Annotated in this window: 13 protein-coding genes; 4 read left to right on the top strand and 9 right to left on the bottom strand. The window is 65.2% G+C overall.

The features are described 5' to 3' along the window. The first annotated feature begins 35 nt into the window (after positions 1-35). Positions 36-1016, top strand: a complete 981-nt coding sequence (locus AYB31_RS01465) for an NADPH:quinone oxidoreductase family protein (protein WP_068825060.1) — start codon at positions 36-38, stop codon at positions 1014-1016. 51 nt (positions 1017-1067) lie between these two features. Here the strand turns inward: AYB31_RS01465 and AYB31_RS01470 are convergent, their stop codons facing one another. From AYB31_RS01470 to trxA, 4 genes are all read right to left on the bottom strand, one after another. After that, positions 1068-2036, bottom strand: coding sequence for a CDP-6-deoxy-delta-3,4-glucoseen reductase (locus AYB31_RS01470; RefSeq protein WP_068825062.1), 969 nt, complete (start codon positions 2034-2036; stop codon positions 1068-1070). 145 nt (positions 2037-2181) lie between these two features. Beyond that, positions 2182-3648 carry a 4-hydroxy-3-polyprenylbenzoate decarboxylase gene (gene ubiD, locus AYB31_RS01475; RefSeq protein WP_068825064.1) on the bottom strand — a complete coding sequence of 489 codons (1467 nt, stop codon included), beginning with the start codon at positions 3646-3648 and terminating at the stop codon, positions 2182-2184. A 121-nt stretch (positions 3649-3769) separates the two neighbouring features. Further along, the gene (gene rho, locus AYB31_RS01480; protein ID WP_068825066.1) at positions 3770-5029 is read right to left on the bottom strand and encodes a transcription termination factor Rho; all 1260 of its coding nucleotides are present in this window, start codon (positions 5027-5029) and stop codon (positions 3770-3772) included. Between the two features lie 237 nt (positions 5030-5266). Continuing rightward, a complete protein-coding gene (gene trxA / locus AYB31_RS01485; RefSeq protein ID WP_068825068.1) occupies positions 5267-5593 on the bottom strand; it encodes a thioredoxin TrxA in 327 nt (108 codons plus the stop codon). A 286-nt stretch (positions 5594-5879) separates the two neighbouring features. On the opposite strand from trxA, the gene ppx reads away from it, so the two are divergent. After that, the gene (gene ppx, locus AYB31_RS01490) at positions 5880-7382 is read left to right on the top strand and encodes an exopolyphosphatase (protein WP_068825070.1); all 1503 of its coding nucleotides are present in this window, start codon (positions 5880-5882) and stop codon (positions 7380-7382) included. A gap of 392 nt (positions 7383-7774) precedes the next feature. On the opposite strand, the gene ppk1 is transcribed toward ppx, so the two are convergent. From ppk1 to AYB31_RS01505, 3 genes are all read right to left on the bottom strand, one after another. Beyond that, complete coding sequence (gene ppk1 / locus AYB31_RS01495; RefSeq protein ID WP_068825072.1) at positions 7775-9979, bottom strand: polyphosphate kinase 1; 2205 nt, start codon at positions 9977-9979, stop codon at positions 7775-7777. Positions 9980-9998: 19 nt separating this feature from the next. Further along, positions 9999-11006: a porphobilinogen synthase gene (hemB, locus tag AYB31_RS01500; RefSeq protein WP_068825074.1), complete on the bottom strand. Its 1008-nt coding sequence runs from the start codon at positions 11004-11006 to the stop codon at positions 9999-10001. 117 nt (positions 11007-11123) lie between these two features. Further along, positions 11124-12353, bottom strand: coding sequence for a sterol desaturase family protein (locus AYB31_RS01505; protein WP_068825076.1), 1230 nt, complete (start codon positions 12351-12353; stop codon positions 11124-11126). A 161-nt stretch (positions 12354-12514) separates the two neighbouring features. On the opposite strand from AYB31_RS01505, the gene elbB reads away from it, so the two are divergent. Both elbB and AYB31_RS01515 read left to right on the top strand, forming a co-directional pair. Beyond that, positions 12515-13180 (top strand): isoprenoid biosynthesis glyoxalase ElbB, encoded by a 666-nt coding sequence (elbB, locus tag AYB31_RS01510; RefSeq protein ID WP_068825078.1) that lies wholly within the window; start codon positions 12515-12517, stop codon positions 13178-13180. Positions 13181-13285: 105 nt separating this feature from the next. Continuing rightward, a complete protein-coding gene (locus AYB31_RS01515; protein ID WP_068825080.1) occupies positions 13286-13756 on the top strand; it encodes a thioesterase family protein in 471 nt (156 codons plus the stop codon). A 67-nt stretch (positions 13757-13823) separates the two neighbouring features. Here AYB31_RS01515 and AYB31_RS01520 read toward each other — a convergent pair whose 3' ends face one another. Further along, positions 13824-14273, bottom strand: a complete 450-nt coding sequence (locus AYB31_RS01520; RefSeq protein ID WP_068825082.1) for a YaiI/YqxD family protein — start codon at positions 14271-14273, stop codon at positions 13824-13826. A gap of 11 nt (positions 14274-14284) precedes the next feature. Next, a complete protein-coding gene (locus AYB31_RS01525) occupies positions 14285-16171 on the bottom strand; it encodes a cytochrome c/FTR1 family iron permease (protein ID WP_068825084.1) in 1887 nt (628 codons plus the stop codon).

Consider the following 16171-nt stretch of genomic DNA (forward strand, 5'->3'; position numbering starts at 1 on the left):
CTGCCGGACAGTCCCCGAACCCAAGGAACACCGCGATGAAAGCCCTTCTCTGCAAGGCCTTCGGCCCCGCCTCCAGCCTGGTACTGGATGACCTGCCCAGCCCGGAACCCAAGAAGAACGAGGTGCTGATCGAGGTCCACGCCGCCGGCGTCAACTTCCCCGACACCCTGATCATCGAAGGCAAGTACCAGTTCAAGCCGCCCTTCCCCTTCGCGCCGGGCGGCGAGGCTGCCGGCGTGGTCAAGGCGGTCGGCGAGAAGGTCAGCCACCTCAAGCCCGGCGACCGGGTCATGGCCCTCACCGGCTGGGGTGGCTTCGCCGAGGAGGTCGCGGTAGGCGCCTATAACGTGCTGCCCGTGCCCGCCAGCATGGAGCTGACCACCGCCGCCGGCTTCGGCATGACCTACGGCACCTCGATGCACGCGCTCAAGCAGCGCGCCAACCTGCAGCCGGGCGAAACCCTCTTGGTACTCGGCGCCTCCGGTGGCGTCGGCCTGGCCGCCGTGGAAATCGGCAAGGCCATGGGCGCCACCGTGATCGCCGCAGCGAGTACCGCGGAGAAGCTGGAAGTGGCGCGCAAGGCCGGTGCCGATCACCTGATCAACTACAGCGAGCAGAGCCTGAAGGAGGAGCTGAAGAAGCTCACCAACGGCCAGGGCGTGGACGTGATCTACGATCCGGTCGGCGGCAGCTTCTTCGAAGAAGCGTTCCGCTCCATGGCCTGGAACGGCCGCTTCCTGGTAGTCGGTTTCGCCGCCGGCGGAGGCATCCCGGCGCTGCCGGCCAACCTGCCGCTGCTCAAGGGCGCCGCACTGATCGGCGTGTTCTGGGGCTCCTTCGCCCAGCGCCAGCCGCAGGACAACGCCGCCAACTTCCAGCAGCTGTTCGCCTGGCATGCCGAGGGCAAGCTCAAGCCGCTGGTGTCGCAGACCTTCCCGTTGGCACGCGGTGGCGAGGCCATCGACTACCTGGGCCAGCGCAAGGCCGTGGGCAAGGTGGTGGTGCAGGTGCGCTAGGCGCCCCGATGAAAAAAGCCGCCCGAGGGCGGCTTTTTTGTGCCTGCGCTTTTATTCACGTGGCGCGTAGGCAAACACATCGGCGCGCATCTGATGCGCACCCATGCCCGCCTCGACCAGGGCATCCAGGGTGCCGTAAACCATCGCCGGCGAGCCACTGGCATAGACATGCAGCGCCTTGAGTTCGGCGAAGTCTTCGCACACTGCCTCGTGCAGCATGCCGCAGCGCCCGGCCCAGCCACAGGTATCGCTGACCACCTGATGCAGATGCAGACCGGGCTGTTTCTCCCAGGCCGCCCAGTTGTCCAGGTGGTAGAAATCCTCGGGCTGGCGCACGCCCCAGTACAGGTGCACCGGGTGGACAAAGCCGCTGGCCCGGCAGTGTTCAATCAGACTGTGCATCTGCGCCATGCCGGTGCCTGCTGCGAGCAGCACCAGGGGCCCCGGCGGCAATTCGGCCAGGTGGGTATCGCCGAACGGCATCTGCACCCGCGCCAGACGAGTGCGACGCAGCTGGGCCAGCAGCTGCTGCGTGCTTTCTTCACGAGTGAGGATATGCAGTTCGAGGTCGCGCCCGCTGGTCGGTGCCGACGCCAGGGAGAAGGCCGACCATTCGCCATCGTCGCGCTGCAGCATCAGATACTGCCCAGCGTGATAGCGCGGCGCCTTGCCGGCCGGAGCACGCAGCCGCACACAGCAGACGTCGCCGCCGAGGTCGACCAGCTCGAGCACCTGACAGGCGAAAGTCCGCACCGGCAGCTCGCCAGGCGCCAGCACACCGTCCCAGTGCAGCACACAGTCCTGCAGCGGCTCGGCCAGGCAGGTGAACAGTTCGCCATGGTCCAGCTCGGCGCCGTTCTGACGCACCTTACCCTCCACCAGCAACGCCGCACAGATATGGCAGTTGCCGTTGCGGCAGCTCTGCGGGCAGTCGTAGCCGAGGCGCCGCGCGGCATCGAGGATGCGCTCACCGCCATGCACGTCGAGCACCGCGCCCGAAGGTTGCAGGGTGACCTTCATGACATGAATGCCTTCAGCTGCGTCGCGAGCGAAGGATGGGCAAGGCGAAAGGGCGCGAGGGCGCGGAGTTTACACCGAGTAAATGAGCAGCCCGAGCGGCCTTTCAACACAGCCCAATCGAGCGCAGCAGCAGATGATGCGTTCATCAGTCGATGCCCAACTCTTGCCACAGTGCGTCGACCCGCGCGACCACGGCCGGGTCCTTCTCGATCACCCGGCCCCACTCGCGACTGGTCTCGCCCGGCCACTTGTGGGTCGCATCCAGGCCCATCTTCGAGCCGAGGCCGGAAACCGGCGAGGCGAAATCGAGGTAGTCGATCGGCGTGTTGTCGATCATCACCGTGTCGCGCTTGGGGTCCATGCGCGTGGTGATGGCCCAGATCACATCGTTCCAGTCGCGGGCGTTGACGTCGTCGTCGGTGACGATGACGAACTTGGTGTACATGAACTGGCGCAGGAAACTCCACACGCCGAGCATCACCCGTTTGGCGTGGCCGGGATACTGCTTCTTCATGGTCACCACCGCCATGCGGTACGAGCAGCCTTCCGGCGGCAGGTAGAAGTCGGTGATCTCGGGGAACTGCTTCTGCAGGATCGGTACGAACACCTCGTTCAGCGCCACGCCGAGGATCGCCGGCTCATCCGGCGGACGGCCGGTGTAGGTCGAGTGATAGACCGGCTGCTTTCTGCGGGTAATCCGCTCAACGGTAAATACCGGGAAGGTATCGACCTCGTTGTAGTAGCCGGTGTGGTCGCCATAGGGGCCTTCCGGCGCCGTCTCGCCCGGATGGATCACCCCTTCGAGGACGATCTCGGCACTGGCCGGCACCTGCAGGTCAGAGCCGATGGCCTTGACCAGCTCGGTGCGGTGACCGCGCAGGAGGCCGGCGAAGGCATACTCGGAGAGGGTATCCGGCACCGGGGTGACCGCACCGAGGATGGTCGCCGGGTCAGCTCCGAGGGCCACGCAGACCGGATAGGGCTGGCCCGGATGCTTGTCGCACCAGTCGCGAAAATCCAGGGCACCGCCGCGGTGGCTGAGCCAGCGCATGATCACCTTGTTGCGGCCGATCACCTGCTGGCGATAGATGCCGAGGTTCTGCCGCTCCTTGTTCGGCCCGCGGGTGATGGTCAGGCCCCAGGTAATCAGCGGCGCCACGTCGCCCGGCCAGCAGGTCTGCACCGGCAGTTTGCTCAGGTCGACGTCGTCGCCCTCTTCGATCACCTCCTGGCAGGGCGCGTCCTTGAGCACCTTGGGCGCCATGCTGATGACCTTCTTGAAGATCGGCAGCTTGCTCCAGGCGTCCTTCAGCCCCTTGGGCGGCTCGGGCTCCTTGAGGAAGGCCAGCAGCTTGCCGATCTCGCGCAGCTCGCCGACATCCTCGGCGCCCATCCCCAAGGCCACGCGCTTGGGCGTGCCGAACAGGTTGCCGAGCACCGGCATATCGAACCCGGCGGGCTTCTCGAACAGCAGCGCCGGGCCACCCTTGCGCAGGGTACGGTCGCAGACCTCGGTCATCTCCAGCACGGGAGAAACCGGAGTCTGGATGCGTTTGAGTTCGCCGCGGCTTTCCAGCTCGCGGATAAAGTCGCGCAGGTCGCGATACTGCATGCAGAAGCCTCGTGTGGGGCGCGCAGGTCGGGGCGCAAAGTTTAGCGCCGAACTCGGTTATTCAGAAGGCCGCAGATACGCGAAGGCCGGGTTTCCCCGGCCTTTTTGTGCCACGCCCGAATTACTTCCGCTTCATGGAGAGGAAGAATTCTTCGTTGGTCTTGGTGTCCTTCAGCTTGTCGGTCAGGAACTCGATGGCGGCGATCTCGTCCATCGGGTGCAGCAGCTTGCGCAGAATCCACATGCGCTGCAGCTCTTCCTCGCCGGTCAACAGCTCTTCGCGACGGGTGCCCGAGCGATTGATGTTGATGGCCGGGAATACGCGCTTCTCGGCGATGCGGCGATCCAGCGGCAGCTCCATGTTGCCGGTACCCTTGAACTCCTCGTAGATCACCTCGTCCATCTTCGAGCCGGTTTCCACCAGCGCGGTGGCGATGATGGTCAGCGAGCCGCCTTCCTCGATGTTACGAGCGGCGCCGAAGAAGCGCTTGGGCTTCTCCAGGGCATGGGCGTCGACACCACCGGTCAGCACCTTGCCGGAGCTCGGGATCACGGTGTTGTAGGCACGCGCCAGGCGGGTGATGGAGTCGAGCAGGATGACCACGTCCTTCTTGTGCTCGACCAGGCGCTTGGCCTTCTCGATCACCATCTCCGCAACCTGCACGTGGCGGGTCGGCGGCTCGTCGAAGGTCGAGGCGACCACTTCACCGCGCACTGTGCGCTGCATCTCGGTCACTTCTTCCGGGCGCTCGTCGATCAGCAGGACGATCAGGTAGCACTCGGGGTTGTTGCGGGTGATGTTGGCCGCGATGTTCTGCAGCATGATGGTCTTGCCCGCTTTCGGCGGGGCGACGATCAGGCCGCGTTGACCCTTGCCGATCGGCGCACAGAGGTCGATGACGCGACCGGTGATGTCCTCGGTGGAGCCGTTGCCGGCCTCCATGGTCAGGCGCTTGGTCGGAAACAGCGGCGTCAGGTTCTCGAACAGGATCTTGTTCTTGGCGTTTTCCGGGCGGTCGAAGTTGATGGTGTCGACCTTGAGCAGGGCGAAGTAACGCTCGCCTTCTTTCGGCGGGCGGATCTTGCCGATGATGGTGTCGCCGGTACGCAGGTTGAAACGGCGGATCTGGCTGGGCGAGACGTAGATGTCGTCCGGGCCGGCCAGGTAGGAGGAGTCCGCGGAGCGCAGGAAGCCGAAGCCGTCCTGGAGAATCTCCAGCACGCCGTCGCCGGAGATCTCTTCGCCGCTTTTCGCGTGCTTTTTCAGCAGGGCGAAGATGATGTCCTGCTTGCGCGAACGGGCCATGTTTTCCAGACCAGCCTGGTCGGCCATGTCCAGCAGTTCGGCAATCGGCTTTTGCTTGAGTTCGGTCAGATTCATAGGAATGACGTAGGTATGTAGAGGAGGGAAGGAAAGCACTGGGCTTTGCTGGCCGCGCGGCGAGGAAGGCGACTGGATCGCTCGATCTTATCGGGAAGAGTGCGTCGGCGGCGGCTTGGGAGACAACGGGGAACCCGTTGCAGGCCCGAATGTAACACCGGCTCTTGCGCAGAGTCTAGCCCGCATCAAGAAAAAGCCCCGCAATGTGCGGGGCTTTGATCTACAACGGCAGACGCCTCAGATGTTGGCGTCGAGGAAAGCGGCCAGTTGCGACTTGGACAGGGCGCCAACCTTGGTGGCCTCGACATTGCCGTTCTTGAACAGCATCAGGGTCGGGATACCGCGCACGCCGTACTTCGGCGGGGTTTCCTGGTTCTCGTCGATGTTCAGCTTGCAGACCTTCAGCTTGCCCTGGTAGGTCTGGGCGATCTCGTCGAGTACCGGCGCGATCATCTTGCACGGACCACACCACTCGGCCCAGTAATCGACCAGGACCGGACCTTCGGCCTTGATCACGTCGTCTTCGAAGCTGGTGTCGCTGACGTGGGTGATGAACTCGCTCATGAATAGTCTCCGGGTCGGAAGCGAAAAACTGGCGGCCATGATAGCCCGCCTCGGCCAGCGCTGAAAGCCGCAGGCGATTGAGCCTCTCAATAACCCTCACCGGTATGCCTCAATCGCCCGAGTGGCGAAGGCGACGCCGTTACGCAGAACGGCGGCACGAATCTGCAGCCGCTACGCCTTTGCGCCGGCCCGGCCGCGCCTCGCGGGCATGCGACATCCGTATGCGTTGGCTCATCCGCCCAGTCATGGCACGATGGCGCGGAATGTAGAACGAGATATCGCCACCATGCCCCAAGCCCACGTCGAGAGTTTCCCGCTGATCGCCGCCATCGACCTCGGCTCCAACAGCTTCCACATGGTGCTGGCCAAGGCCGACCACGGCGAGATCCGCATCCTCGAACGGCTGGGTGAAAAGGTGCAGCTGGCCGCCGGTCTGGACGACGAGCGCCTGCTCAGCGAGGAAGCCATGCAGCGTGGCCTCGACTGCCTGCGCCGTTTCGGCCAATTGATCCAGGGCCTGCCCCAGGGGGCCGTGCGCATCGTCGGCACCAATGCCCTGCGCGAAGCGCGCAACCGCGACGAGTTCATCCGCCGCGCCGACGAACTGCTCGGCCATGAGGTCGAGGTGATCTCCGGTCGCGAGGAAGCGCGCCTGATCTACCTCGGCGTATCCCACAGCATCGCCGACACCCCCGGCAAGCGCCTGGTCGCCGATATCGGCGGCGGCAGCACCGAATTCATCGTTGGCCAGCGCTTCGAGCCGCTGCTGCGCGAGAGCCTGCAGATGGGCTGCGTCAGCTTTACCCAGCGTTACTTCAAGGACGGCAAGATCACCGCGGCACGCTATGCCCAGGCCTACACCGCCGCGCGCCTGGAGCTGATGACCATCGAGCAGGGCCTGCAGCGCCTGGGCTGGCAGGAAGCGGTCGGCGCCTCCGGCACCATTCGTGCCGTGGGCCTGGCGATCAAGGCCGGCGGCCTGGGCAATGGCGAGATCAATCCGGACGGCCTGGCCTGGCTCAAGCGCAAGCTGCTCAAGCTCGGCGACGTGGAAAAAATCGACTTCGATGGCATCAAGCCGGATCGCCGGCAGATCTTCCCGGCCGGCCTGGCCATCGCCGAAGCCATCTTCGACGCCCTCGACCTGCAGCGCATGGATCACTCCGAAGGCGCCCTGCGCGAAGGCGTGCTCTACGACCTGCTCGGCCGCCACCACCACGAAGACGTGCGCGAGCGCACCCTGGGCGCGCTGATGGAGCGCTACCACGTCGACCTGCAGCAGGCGGCGCGGGTCGAGAGCAAGGCTCTGCAGGCCCTGGAAGAGGTAGCCCAGGCCTGGGAGCTGGACGAGGACTGGCATCGCGACCTGCTGCAGTGGGCCGCGCGGGTGCATGAGATCGGCCTGGACATCGCCCACTACCAGTACCACAAGCACGGCGCCTACCTGATCGAACACTCCGACCTGGCCGGCTTCTCGCGCAAGGATCAGCTGATGCTGGCCCTGCTGGTACGCGGTCACCGTCGCAACATCCCCAAGGACAAGTTCGCCGATTTCGGTGCCGACGGCGTGCAGCTGCAGCGCCTGTGCGTGCTGCTGCGCTTCGCCATTCTCTTCCACCACATCCGCGGCACCCAGGCATCGCCCAAGGTGCAGCTCACCGCGGGCCCGCAGAGCCTCGACCTGACCTTCCCCGAAGGCTGGCTGGCAGCCAACCCGCTGACCCAGGCCGACTTCGAGCAGGAAGCCAACTGGCTGACGCGCATCGGCTTCAGCCTGACCGTACGCTGAGCATGCCCGCGTAGCGAGGACAGCGCCGATGAAAGGCGCTTTATCCTCTATGTGCTGGTGCCTATGGGGTCCGTCGGGAATGTGCCAGGCCGTCCCGCCTTAGCCGCGTCCGAGCGCATCCATTCGCGGCCGAAGCCACTCCCACAAGAATCTGCGCCGCCGTACCAGTTCGCCCCTGCCGGCGTGACTGGGCGGCACTCCGCTATGACCGCGATATCACTGCGCGCGGCGTGTCGAGGCCAAGGCCCCTCCCACGCAGGGCTGAGAGGAGCCCACAGCGAGTTACGCGCCACGCCCACCAGCACGGCGTTACGGTGAAAACAGGTGACGGTGACATCATCACCAACAAAAAACCCCGCATTGGCGGGGCTTTTTGTTGGCAAGCGTGAGAGTCAGCGCACCTGCAGCGCCGTGAGTTTCTCCAGCAGGCCCGCCTGGGCGCTGCGCGGGTTGGCGTTGCCGCTCGGGCTGGTACGCAGGTAACGGCCATCGGGCTGCAGCACCCAGGCCTGGGTGTTGTCGGTGAGGTAGGACTCCAGCTCCTTCTTCACCCGCAGGATCAGCTTGCGCCCTTCCACCGGAAAGCAGGTCTCAACACGCTTGTCGAGATTGCGCTCCATCCAGTCGGCACTGGACAGGTAGATCTTCTCCTCGCCGCCATTGAGGAAGTAGAACACCCGCGTGTGCTCGAGGAAGCGGCCGATGATCGAGCGCACCTGGATATTGTGCGAAACGCCGGGAATGCCCGGGCGCAGGCAGCACATGCCGCGCACCACCAGATCGATCCTCACCCCGGCCTGGCTGGCCTTGTACAACGCACGAATGACTTTCGGGTCGGTCAGCGAGTTGAACTTGGCCATGATCTGCGCCGGCTTGCCTTCGCTGGCCTGCTGGGTCTCGAAGGCGATCATGTCGAGCAGAGTCTTCTTCAGCGTGAAGGGCGCGTGCAGCAGCTTCTTCATGCGCAGGGTCTTGCCCATGCCGATCAGCTGGTTGAACAGCTTGGACACGTCCTCGCCCAGCGCCACATCGGCGGTGAGCAGGCTGTAGTCGGTGTACAGCTTGGCGTTGCCGGCGTGGTAGTTGCCGGTGCCGAGATGCGCGTAACGGCGCAGCTCGCCATTCTCGCGACGCAGGATGAGCATCATCTTGGCGTGGGTCTTGAAACCGACCACGCCGTAGATCACCACCGCACCGGCCTGTTGCAGGCGGCTGGCCAGCTGCAGGTTGGATTCCTCGTCGAAGCGCGCGCGCAGCTCGATCACCGCAGTGACCTCCTTGCCGTTACGCGCCGCCTCGACCAGTGCATCGACGATCTCCGAGTTGGCCCCGGAGCGGTACAGGGTCTGCTTGATCGCCAGCACGTGCGGGTCTTTCGCGGCCTGGCGCAGCAGGTCGACCACCGGGGTGAAGGACTCGAAGGGGTGCAGCAGCAGGACATCCTGCTTGCCGACCACACTGAAGATGTTCTCGGCGTTCTGCAGCAGCTTGGGGATCACCGGAGTGAATGGCGTGTACTGCAGCTCCGGGTGACTCTCCAGCCCGGTGATGCTGAACAGGCGGGTCAGGTTGACCGGGCCGTTGACGCGGTACAGCTCGCTCTCGGCCAGGTTGAACTGCTTGAGCAGGTTGTCCGACAGGTGTTTCGGGCAGGTATCGGCCACTTCCAGGCGCACCGCATCGCCGTAGCGACGGGAGAACAGCTCACCGCGCAGGGCGCGGGCCAGGTCCTCGACATCTTCGGTATCCACCGACAGGTCGGCGTTACGGGTCAGGCGGAACTGGTAGCAACCCTTGACCTTCATGCCCTGGAACAGATCGTCGGCGTGGGCGTGAATCATCGAAGAAAGGAACACGTAGTTGTCCCCTGCCCCACCAATCTCCTCCGGCACCCTGATGATGCGCGGCAGCAGGCGCGGCGCCGGGATGATCGCCAGGCCCGAGTCGCGACCGAAGGCGTCGACGCCTTCCAGCTCGACGATGAAGTTCAGGCTCTTGTTCACCAGCAGCGGGAAGGGGTGGGTCGGATCGAGGCCGATCGGCGTGATGATCGGCGCAATCTCGTCGCGGAAGTAGCGGCGCACCCAGGTCTTCAGCTTGGTCGTCCAGTGACGGCGGCGGATGAAGTTGACCTGGTGCTTGGCCAGCTCCGGCAGCAGCACGTCATTGAGCAGGGCATATTGGCGCCCCACCTGCTCGTGGGCGATCTCGGAAATGCGCGCCAGCACCTGACTCGGCAACAGACCGTCGGCACCGGCCTGCTCGCGGGCGAAGTTGATCTGCTTCTTCAGGCCGGCGACGCGGATCTCGAAGAACTCGTCGAGGTTGCTGGAGAAGATCAGCAGGAACTTGAGGCGCTCCAGCAGCGGGTAGGACTCGTCCAGCGCCTGCTCCAGCACGCGGATATTGAACTGCAGCTGGGACAGCTCGCGATGGATGTACAGGACGCTGTCGTCCAGCCCGGGGACCGGTGGTGGCGGTGCGGGCGCGGGGGCCGGCTCGGGCTCCACTGGCGTTTGCTCGGCCACCACGTCGACCGGCAGCGCTTGCTCGGCGGCTTGCTGCAGGTCGGTCTTGCTCAATCCCTCGGTATTCATCGCAGATTTCCTGGGGGCGTCAGCGCCCCGTGTTGATCAGTTCAGCCGCACGCACGGCGAAATAGGTGAGGATGCCATCGGCACCGGCGCGTTTGAAGGCGGTCAGCGACTCGAGAATAACCGCCTCGGACAGCCAGCCGTTCTGGATGGCCGCCATGTGCATGGCGTACTCGCCGCTGACCTGATAGGCGAAGGTTGGCACCTTGAAGGCGTCCTTCACTCGCCAGACGATGTCCAGGTAGGGCATGCCCGGCTTGACCATGACCATGTCGGCGCCTTCGGCCAGGTCGGTGGCCACTTCGTGCAGCGCCTCGTCGCTATTGGCCGGGTCCATCTGGTAGCTGGCCTTGTTGGCCTTGCCGAGGTTGGCAGCGGAGCCCACCGCATCGCGGAACGGGCCGTAGTAGGCGCTGGCGTACTTGGCCGAGTAGGCCATAATGCGCACGTTGACGTGATCGGCCAGCTCCAGCGCTTCGCGGATCGCCTGGATGCGCCCATCCATCATGTCCGAAGGCGCCACCACCTGGGCACCCGCCTCAGCATGCGACAGCGCCTGTTTGACCAGGGCATCGACGGTGATGTCGTTCATCACGTAGCCATCGGCGTCGAGGATGCCGTCCTGGCCGTGGGTGGTGAAGGGGTCCAGAGCCACATCGCTGATCACTCCCAGCTCCGGGAACTTGCTGCGCAGGGCGCGGATGGCGCGCTGAGCGATGCCGTCCGGGTTCCAGGCCTCGGCCCCGTCGAGAGACTTCTTCTCCAGCGGTGTCACCGGGAACAGCGCCAGAGCCGGAATACCCAGCTCGACCCAACGTTCGGCTTCCTGCAGCAGCAGGTCGATGGACAGGCGCTCGACACCCGGCATTGAAGGAATGGCTTCGCGGCGGTTTTCGCCATCGAGGACGAAGACCGGCAGGATCAGATCGTTGGTGGTCAGCACATTCTCGCGCACCAGGCGGCGGGAGAACTCGTCACGACGGTTGCGGCGCAGGCGAGTGGCGGGAAACAGGCGGTTGGCAAAGCTCACGACGGACTCCAGAACCCGCACAGCGGGCGAGTGTGACAGTTATACCCGGCCATTATGACCAAATAATGACTGCCACTCCCAGACTGCGACGGCGGGCCGCAGTTCCGTGTCACGCGCTCAGGCGACGCGCGCAGCCCGCGAGGCTGGCCAGAACAGCCAGAGCAGGCTGGCCAGACTCCAGGCCGCCAGCAGCATCCAGGACAGGCCGCCCTCCTCCAGCAGGCCGACCTGCTGCGCCCAGGCCAGGGCGGCCAGGTTGGCGAACAGCCGCGCCACTTCCAGCCAGCGGGCAAACGTCCGGTTCTCCAGCCAGGCGCCGATGCAGTACAGACCGAAGGCCACCCACAGCCAGGCGCCGAACAGCACCGCCAGCGGCTGCTCCGCCGCCACCGCCAGCAACCCGCTGACGCCCAGCACATAGATGGCGAACTGCAGCGCGGCATACACCTTGTGCCGGCGCGCCAGAGGCACCTCGAACTTGCGGAAGCGGCTCAGGTCCTGCTTCACCATCGGGTAGCGCGCCGCGACATCCGCCGGACGCCAGCCGGTGGGCATGAACCAGATGCGCAGCTTGTCCCACCAGGAACCGGCACGCACCGCGTCACGCCACAACTGCACGTAGAACTGCAGGTTGGCCCACAGCGGGTTCCAGCTCTGCAGTGGCACGGTCACACCGAACACCACCGGTTCTTCCTCCAGCTCCTCCTGAAAAGTGCCGAACAGACGGTCCCAGAGAATGAACACGCCGCCGTAGTTGCGATCCATGTAGACCGGGTTCTGCGCATGGTGCACACGATGATTGGACGGCGTGACGAAGAACCACTCGTACCAGCCCAGCTTGGGCACATGCCGGGTGTGCACCCAGAACTGGTACAGCAGGTTCAGCGCCGCCACGCTGACGAACACCAGCGGCGGCACGCCGAGCACGGCCATCGGCAGGTAGAAGATCCAGCTCAGCAGGAAGCCGGTGCTGGTCTGGCGCAGGGCCGTGGAGAGGTTGTACTCCTCGCTCTGGTGATGCACCACGTGCGAGGCCCAGAACACATTGCGCTCATGACCGAAGCGGTGGTTCCAGTAGTAGCAGAAGTCATAGAGGACGAAGGCCAGCACCCAGACCCAGAGCTCGTCCGACAATTCGAGCAGGTGCAGGTATTCGTAGGCGAAGGCATAACCGAGCACGGCGATGGCCTTGCTCAGCAGGCCACTGGCCTGGGACAACACACCGGCACTGAGGCTGTTGAGGGCATCGGCCAGGCGATAGCTGCGCACCCCACGCAGGCGGTCCGCCAACAGTTCGGCGGCGATCAGCAGGAAGAAGAAAGGCACGGCAAGCAGGATCAGATTCATGGTTCGGCACGGCAGAGGTTGACCTATGCTGAGCCTAGACCTGCTCAGGCCGGTGCTCGCGACGCGCAATGCCAGCCTGGGCGACATATGGCGACACTCGACGGCGCCCTGGCCGGCGAGTAAAACTGCAGGCAAATCCCTGCTACCTCATGGAGAACAGCATGCAGAAACGAGTCGCAGTCATCCTCTCCGGCTGTGGCGTCTACGACGGCGCGGAAATTCACGAGAGCGTGATAACCCTGCTGCGTCTGGACCAGCGTGGCGCCCAGGTGCAGTGCTTCGCACCGAATATCGCGCAGATGCACGTGATCAACCACCTCACCGGCGAGGAAATGCCGGAGAGCCGCAATGTCCTCACCGAGGCCGCGCGCATCGCCCGCGGCGACGTGGCCGACGTGCGCGAACTGCAGGTCGACAAGTTCGATGCCCTGATCCTGCCGGGCGGCTTCGGCGTCGCCAAGAACCTCTCCAACTTCGCCGTCGAGGGTGCTGGCTGCAGCGTGCAGCCGGATGTACTGGCTGCCGCCCAGGCCTTCGCCCAGGCGGGTAAGCCAATCGGCCTGATCTGCATCTCGCCGGCCCTGGCGACCAAGATCTTCGGCGAAGGGGTCAGCTGCACCCTGGGAGCGGAAGACGATCCAGCTGCCGAAGCCCTGGTTGCCATGGGCGGCAAGCATGTCGAGTGCACGGTCGAGGACATCGTCGAGGATGAAAAGCACAAGCTGGTGACCACGCCGGCCTACATGCTCGCGCAATCCATCGCCGAGGCCGCCTCCGGTATCAACAAGCTGGTCGACCGGGTGCTGGAGCTGGCACAGCCGCATTGAGCCTGCGCCAATCCCGCCATTTCGCGCGGCACCTGTGCCGCGCCCCTGTTCAGCGCTGCCTGGCTGCGTCAGTTTGGCCGGCATATCGAGCCGCAGGAGCGCAGCATGAGTGAACCGGTTTTCCAGCTCTCCGAAGAGCAGCGCCAGGGCGTGGAAGCTTTCTTCCAGCGCATCCCCTTCAATCAGGTACTGGGCATCCGCATCGTCGAGCTGAGCGGCGCGCGGGTGGTGATGGATCTGCCGATGAAGGCCGAGCTGATCGGCAATTTCGTCCAAGGCATCCTGCACGGCGGGGTGATCTCATCGATTCTGGATGTCGCCGGTGGCGCCATGGCCCTGATCGGCGCCGTCGACAAGCACCAGCACCTGAGCCAGGCCGAGCGCATGACGCGCCTGTCCAAGCTGGGCACCATCGACCTGCGCATCGACTACCTGCGCCCCGGCCGCGGCCAGACCTTCACCGCCACGGCGGTGCTGCTGCGCTCCGGCAACAAGGTGGCGGTGGTGCGCAGCGAGCTGCATAACGACGAAGGTGTGCTGGTGGCGGTGGGTACCGGCACCTATCTGTGCGGTTGATGCTGTAAACCCCCTCTCCCGTCGGGAGCGGGTTGGGGAAGACCTGTCGTTATGCGCCCGCTACGGATCAGCGCATCAGGCGAGTGAGAATGCGATCGAGGGCATTGGCGAAGGCCTGGCGATCCTTGTCGCCGTAGGCGGCCTGTCCCCCGCCCATCTGGCCCTGGTCGCGCAGGTCGGCAAACAGATTGCGTGTGGCCAGCTTGTCGCCCATGTTGCGTTCGTCGAACTCGCGCCCGCGCGGATCAAGCGCTGCGACGCCCTTCTTCACCAGACGGTCGGCCAACGGGATATCGCTGCAGATCACCAACTCACCGGGCACCGCGTGCTCGACCAGGTAATCGTCGGCGGCATCCAGGCCGCTGGGCACCACCACCAGCCGGACACAGGCGAAGTTCGGCCGCGCCACGGCCTGGCCCGCCACCAGCACCACCTCAATGCCGCGCTTGAGGGCGAACTTCACCACCTGGTCGCGCGCCAGCCGGGGGCAGGCATCGGCATCGATCCAGACACGCATGGCCCGCTCGCTCACTTGGCCTGCGCCAGGCGGCGGCGCTCACCTAGCCAGCTGCGCCCATAGAGCACTGTGATGGCCAGCAGCGCCAATGTCTGTGCCGAGAGGCTGTAGGCGTCCGGGTGGATACCTAGCCAATCGAACTCGAAGAACGCCACCGGTCGTGTACCGAGCACGCCCGCTTCCTGCAGCGCCGCCACGCCATGACCGGCGAAGACCACCGAGAGCACGCAGAGCAGCACGGCGTTGGCACTGAAGAAGGTCGCCAGCGGTAGCTTGCGAGAGCCACGCAGGATCACCCAGGCCAGCCCCAACAGCAGCACCAGCGCAGCGCCAGCACCGGCAATCACCATGCCGTGACCTTGCGGCCCGGCCTGCAGCCACAAGGTTTCGTAGAACAGAATGACTTCGAACAATTCGCGATAGACCGAGAAGAAGGCCAGTACGGCGAAGCCGAAGCGGCCACCGCCGCCGACCAGGCTGCTCTTGATGTAGTCCTGCCAGGCGGCGGCATGCCGGCGATCGTGCATCCACACGCCGAGCCACAGCACCATGACGCTGGCGAACAGCGCCGTCGCACCTTCCAGCAATTCGCGCTGGGCACCACTGACATCGATCAGGTAAGCCGCCAGGGCCCAGGTGCCGAAGCCGGCCACAATGGCCAGGCCCCAGCCAGCATGCACACTGCGCACCGCCTGCTGCTGGCCGGTGTTGCGCAGGAAGGCGAGGATTGCCGCCAGCACCAGGATGGCTTCCAGCCCCTCACGCAACAGGATCAGCAAGCTGGAGACGAAGGTCAGTGAGGCGTCCATGGCGCCACCACCGAGCAACTCGGCCGACTTGGCCAGTTCGAGCTTGGCCCGCTCCAGCGCCTGAGCGGCCTGGGCGACACTGGCACCGTCCTGCACGGCCTGACGGTAAGCCATCAGGGCCCGCTCGGTGGTCTTGCGCTGCTTGGCGTCGAGGTTGTCGAGGGCGCTTTCCACCAGCTCGAAACCTTCCAGATAAGCACCCACGGACAGGTCATAGGCCTGCTCGTGGTCACCAGCACGGTAGGCCTGCAGGCTGCGCTCCAGAGTTGCTCGGGTGTAACCGATCAGCTCCTGCGGGCCACGCTGCTGCATCACCGGCTTGGCGCGCTGGGCGCGGAAAGCGGCGCCGTCACCACCGGCAGCCACCACTTCGGCCGGCGTGCGGCTGGCCAGCTCGGCCATGGAGAAGCCGCTGCCGGTGCTGCTCGGCGCGGCCGTGAAGCCGGCGATGTAGGTGGCCAGATCCCAGCGCTGGCGTTCGTCCAGCTGGTCGGCGAAGGCAGGCATGTCGGTGCCTTCCACGCCCAGTCCCAGGGTGTTGTACAGGTCATACAGGCTTAGCTGGTCGAGCCGTGCAGCGTCGCGCAGGTTCGCCGGTGGCGGCTCCAGCCCCAGACCCGCCGGGCCATCGCCCGCACCCGTGTCGCCATGACAGATGGCACAGTGCTGGGCAAACAGCGGGGCGCCACGGCTAGGGTCAGGAGTGATCACCGGGGTCAGGCTCAGCTGGTACAGCTGCGTCAACTGCGCTCCCAGGCGACGCGCCTCGCCGGATACCTGCTCGCCAGGCTGGCGTTGCTGCACCGCGGCACGCAGCGCTTCAACACCGCTGGCCAGCTCATCGCGGCCAGCCTTGGCCGGCAGGGCCACAACCAGCCCCTGCAGCACACCGAGAAACTCCAGCTGCTCGGTGTATTCGCCGCTGTCGATCACCTCGCCAGAGGCGACCGTGGCCGGATAGTCAGCCGCAACATAGCTGAGCAGGTGCAGGGCCTGGGCAGCTCCCTCCGGCTCGGCCAGGGCAGGCAGGCTAAGCAGAGCAAACAGGGGCAGCAACAACCAGGACAGGGAAGAACGCATAACAGACAT

Origin of the sequence: Pseudomonas sp. BMS12 (assembly GCF_001592875.1) — a bacterium.
Lineage (GTDB): Bacteria > Pseudomonadota > Gammaproteobacteria > Pseudomonadales > Pseudomonadaceae > Aquipseudomonas.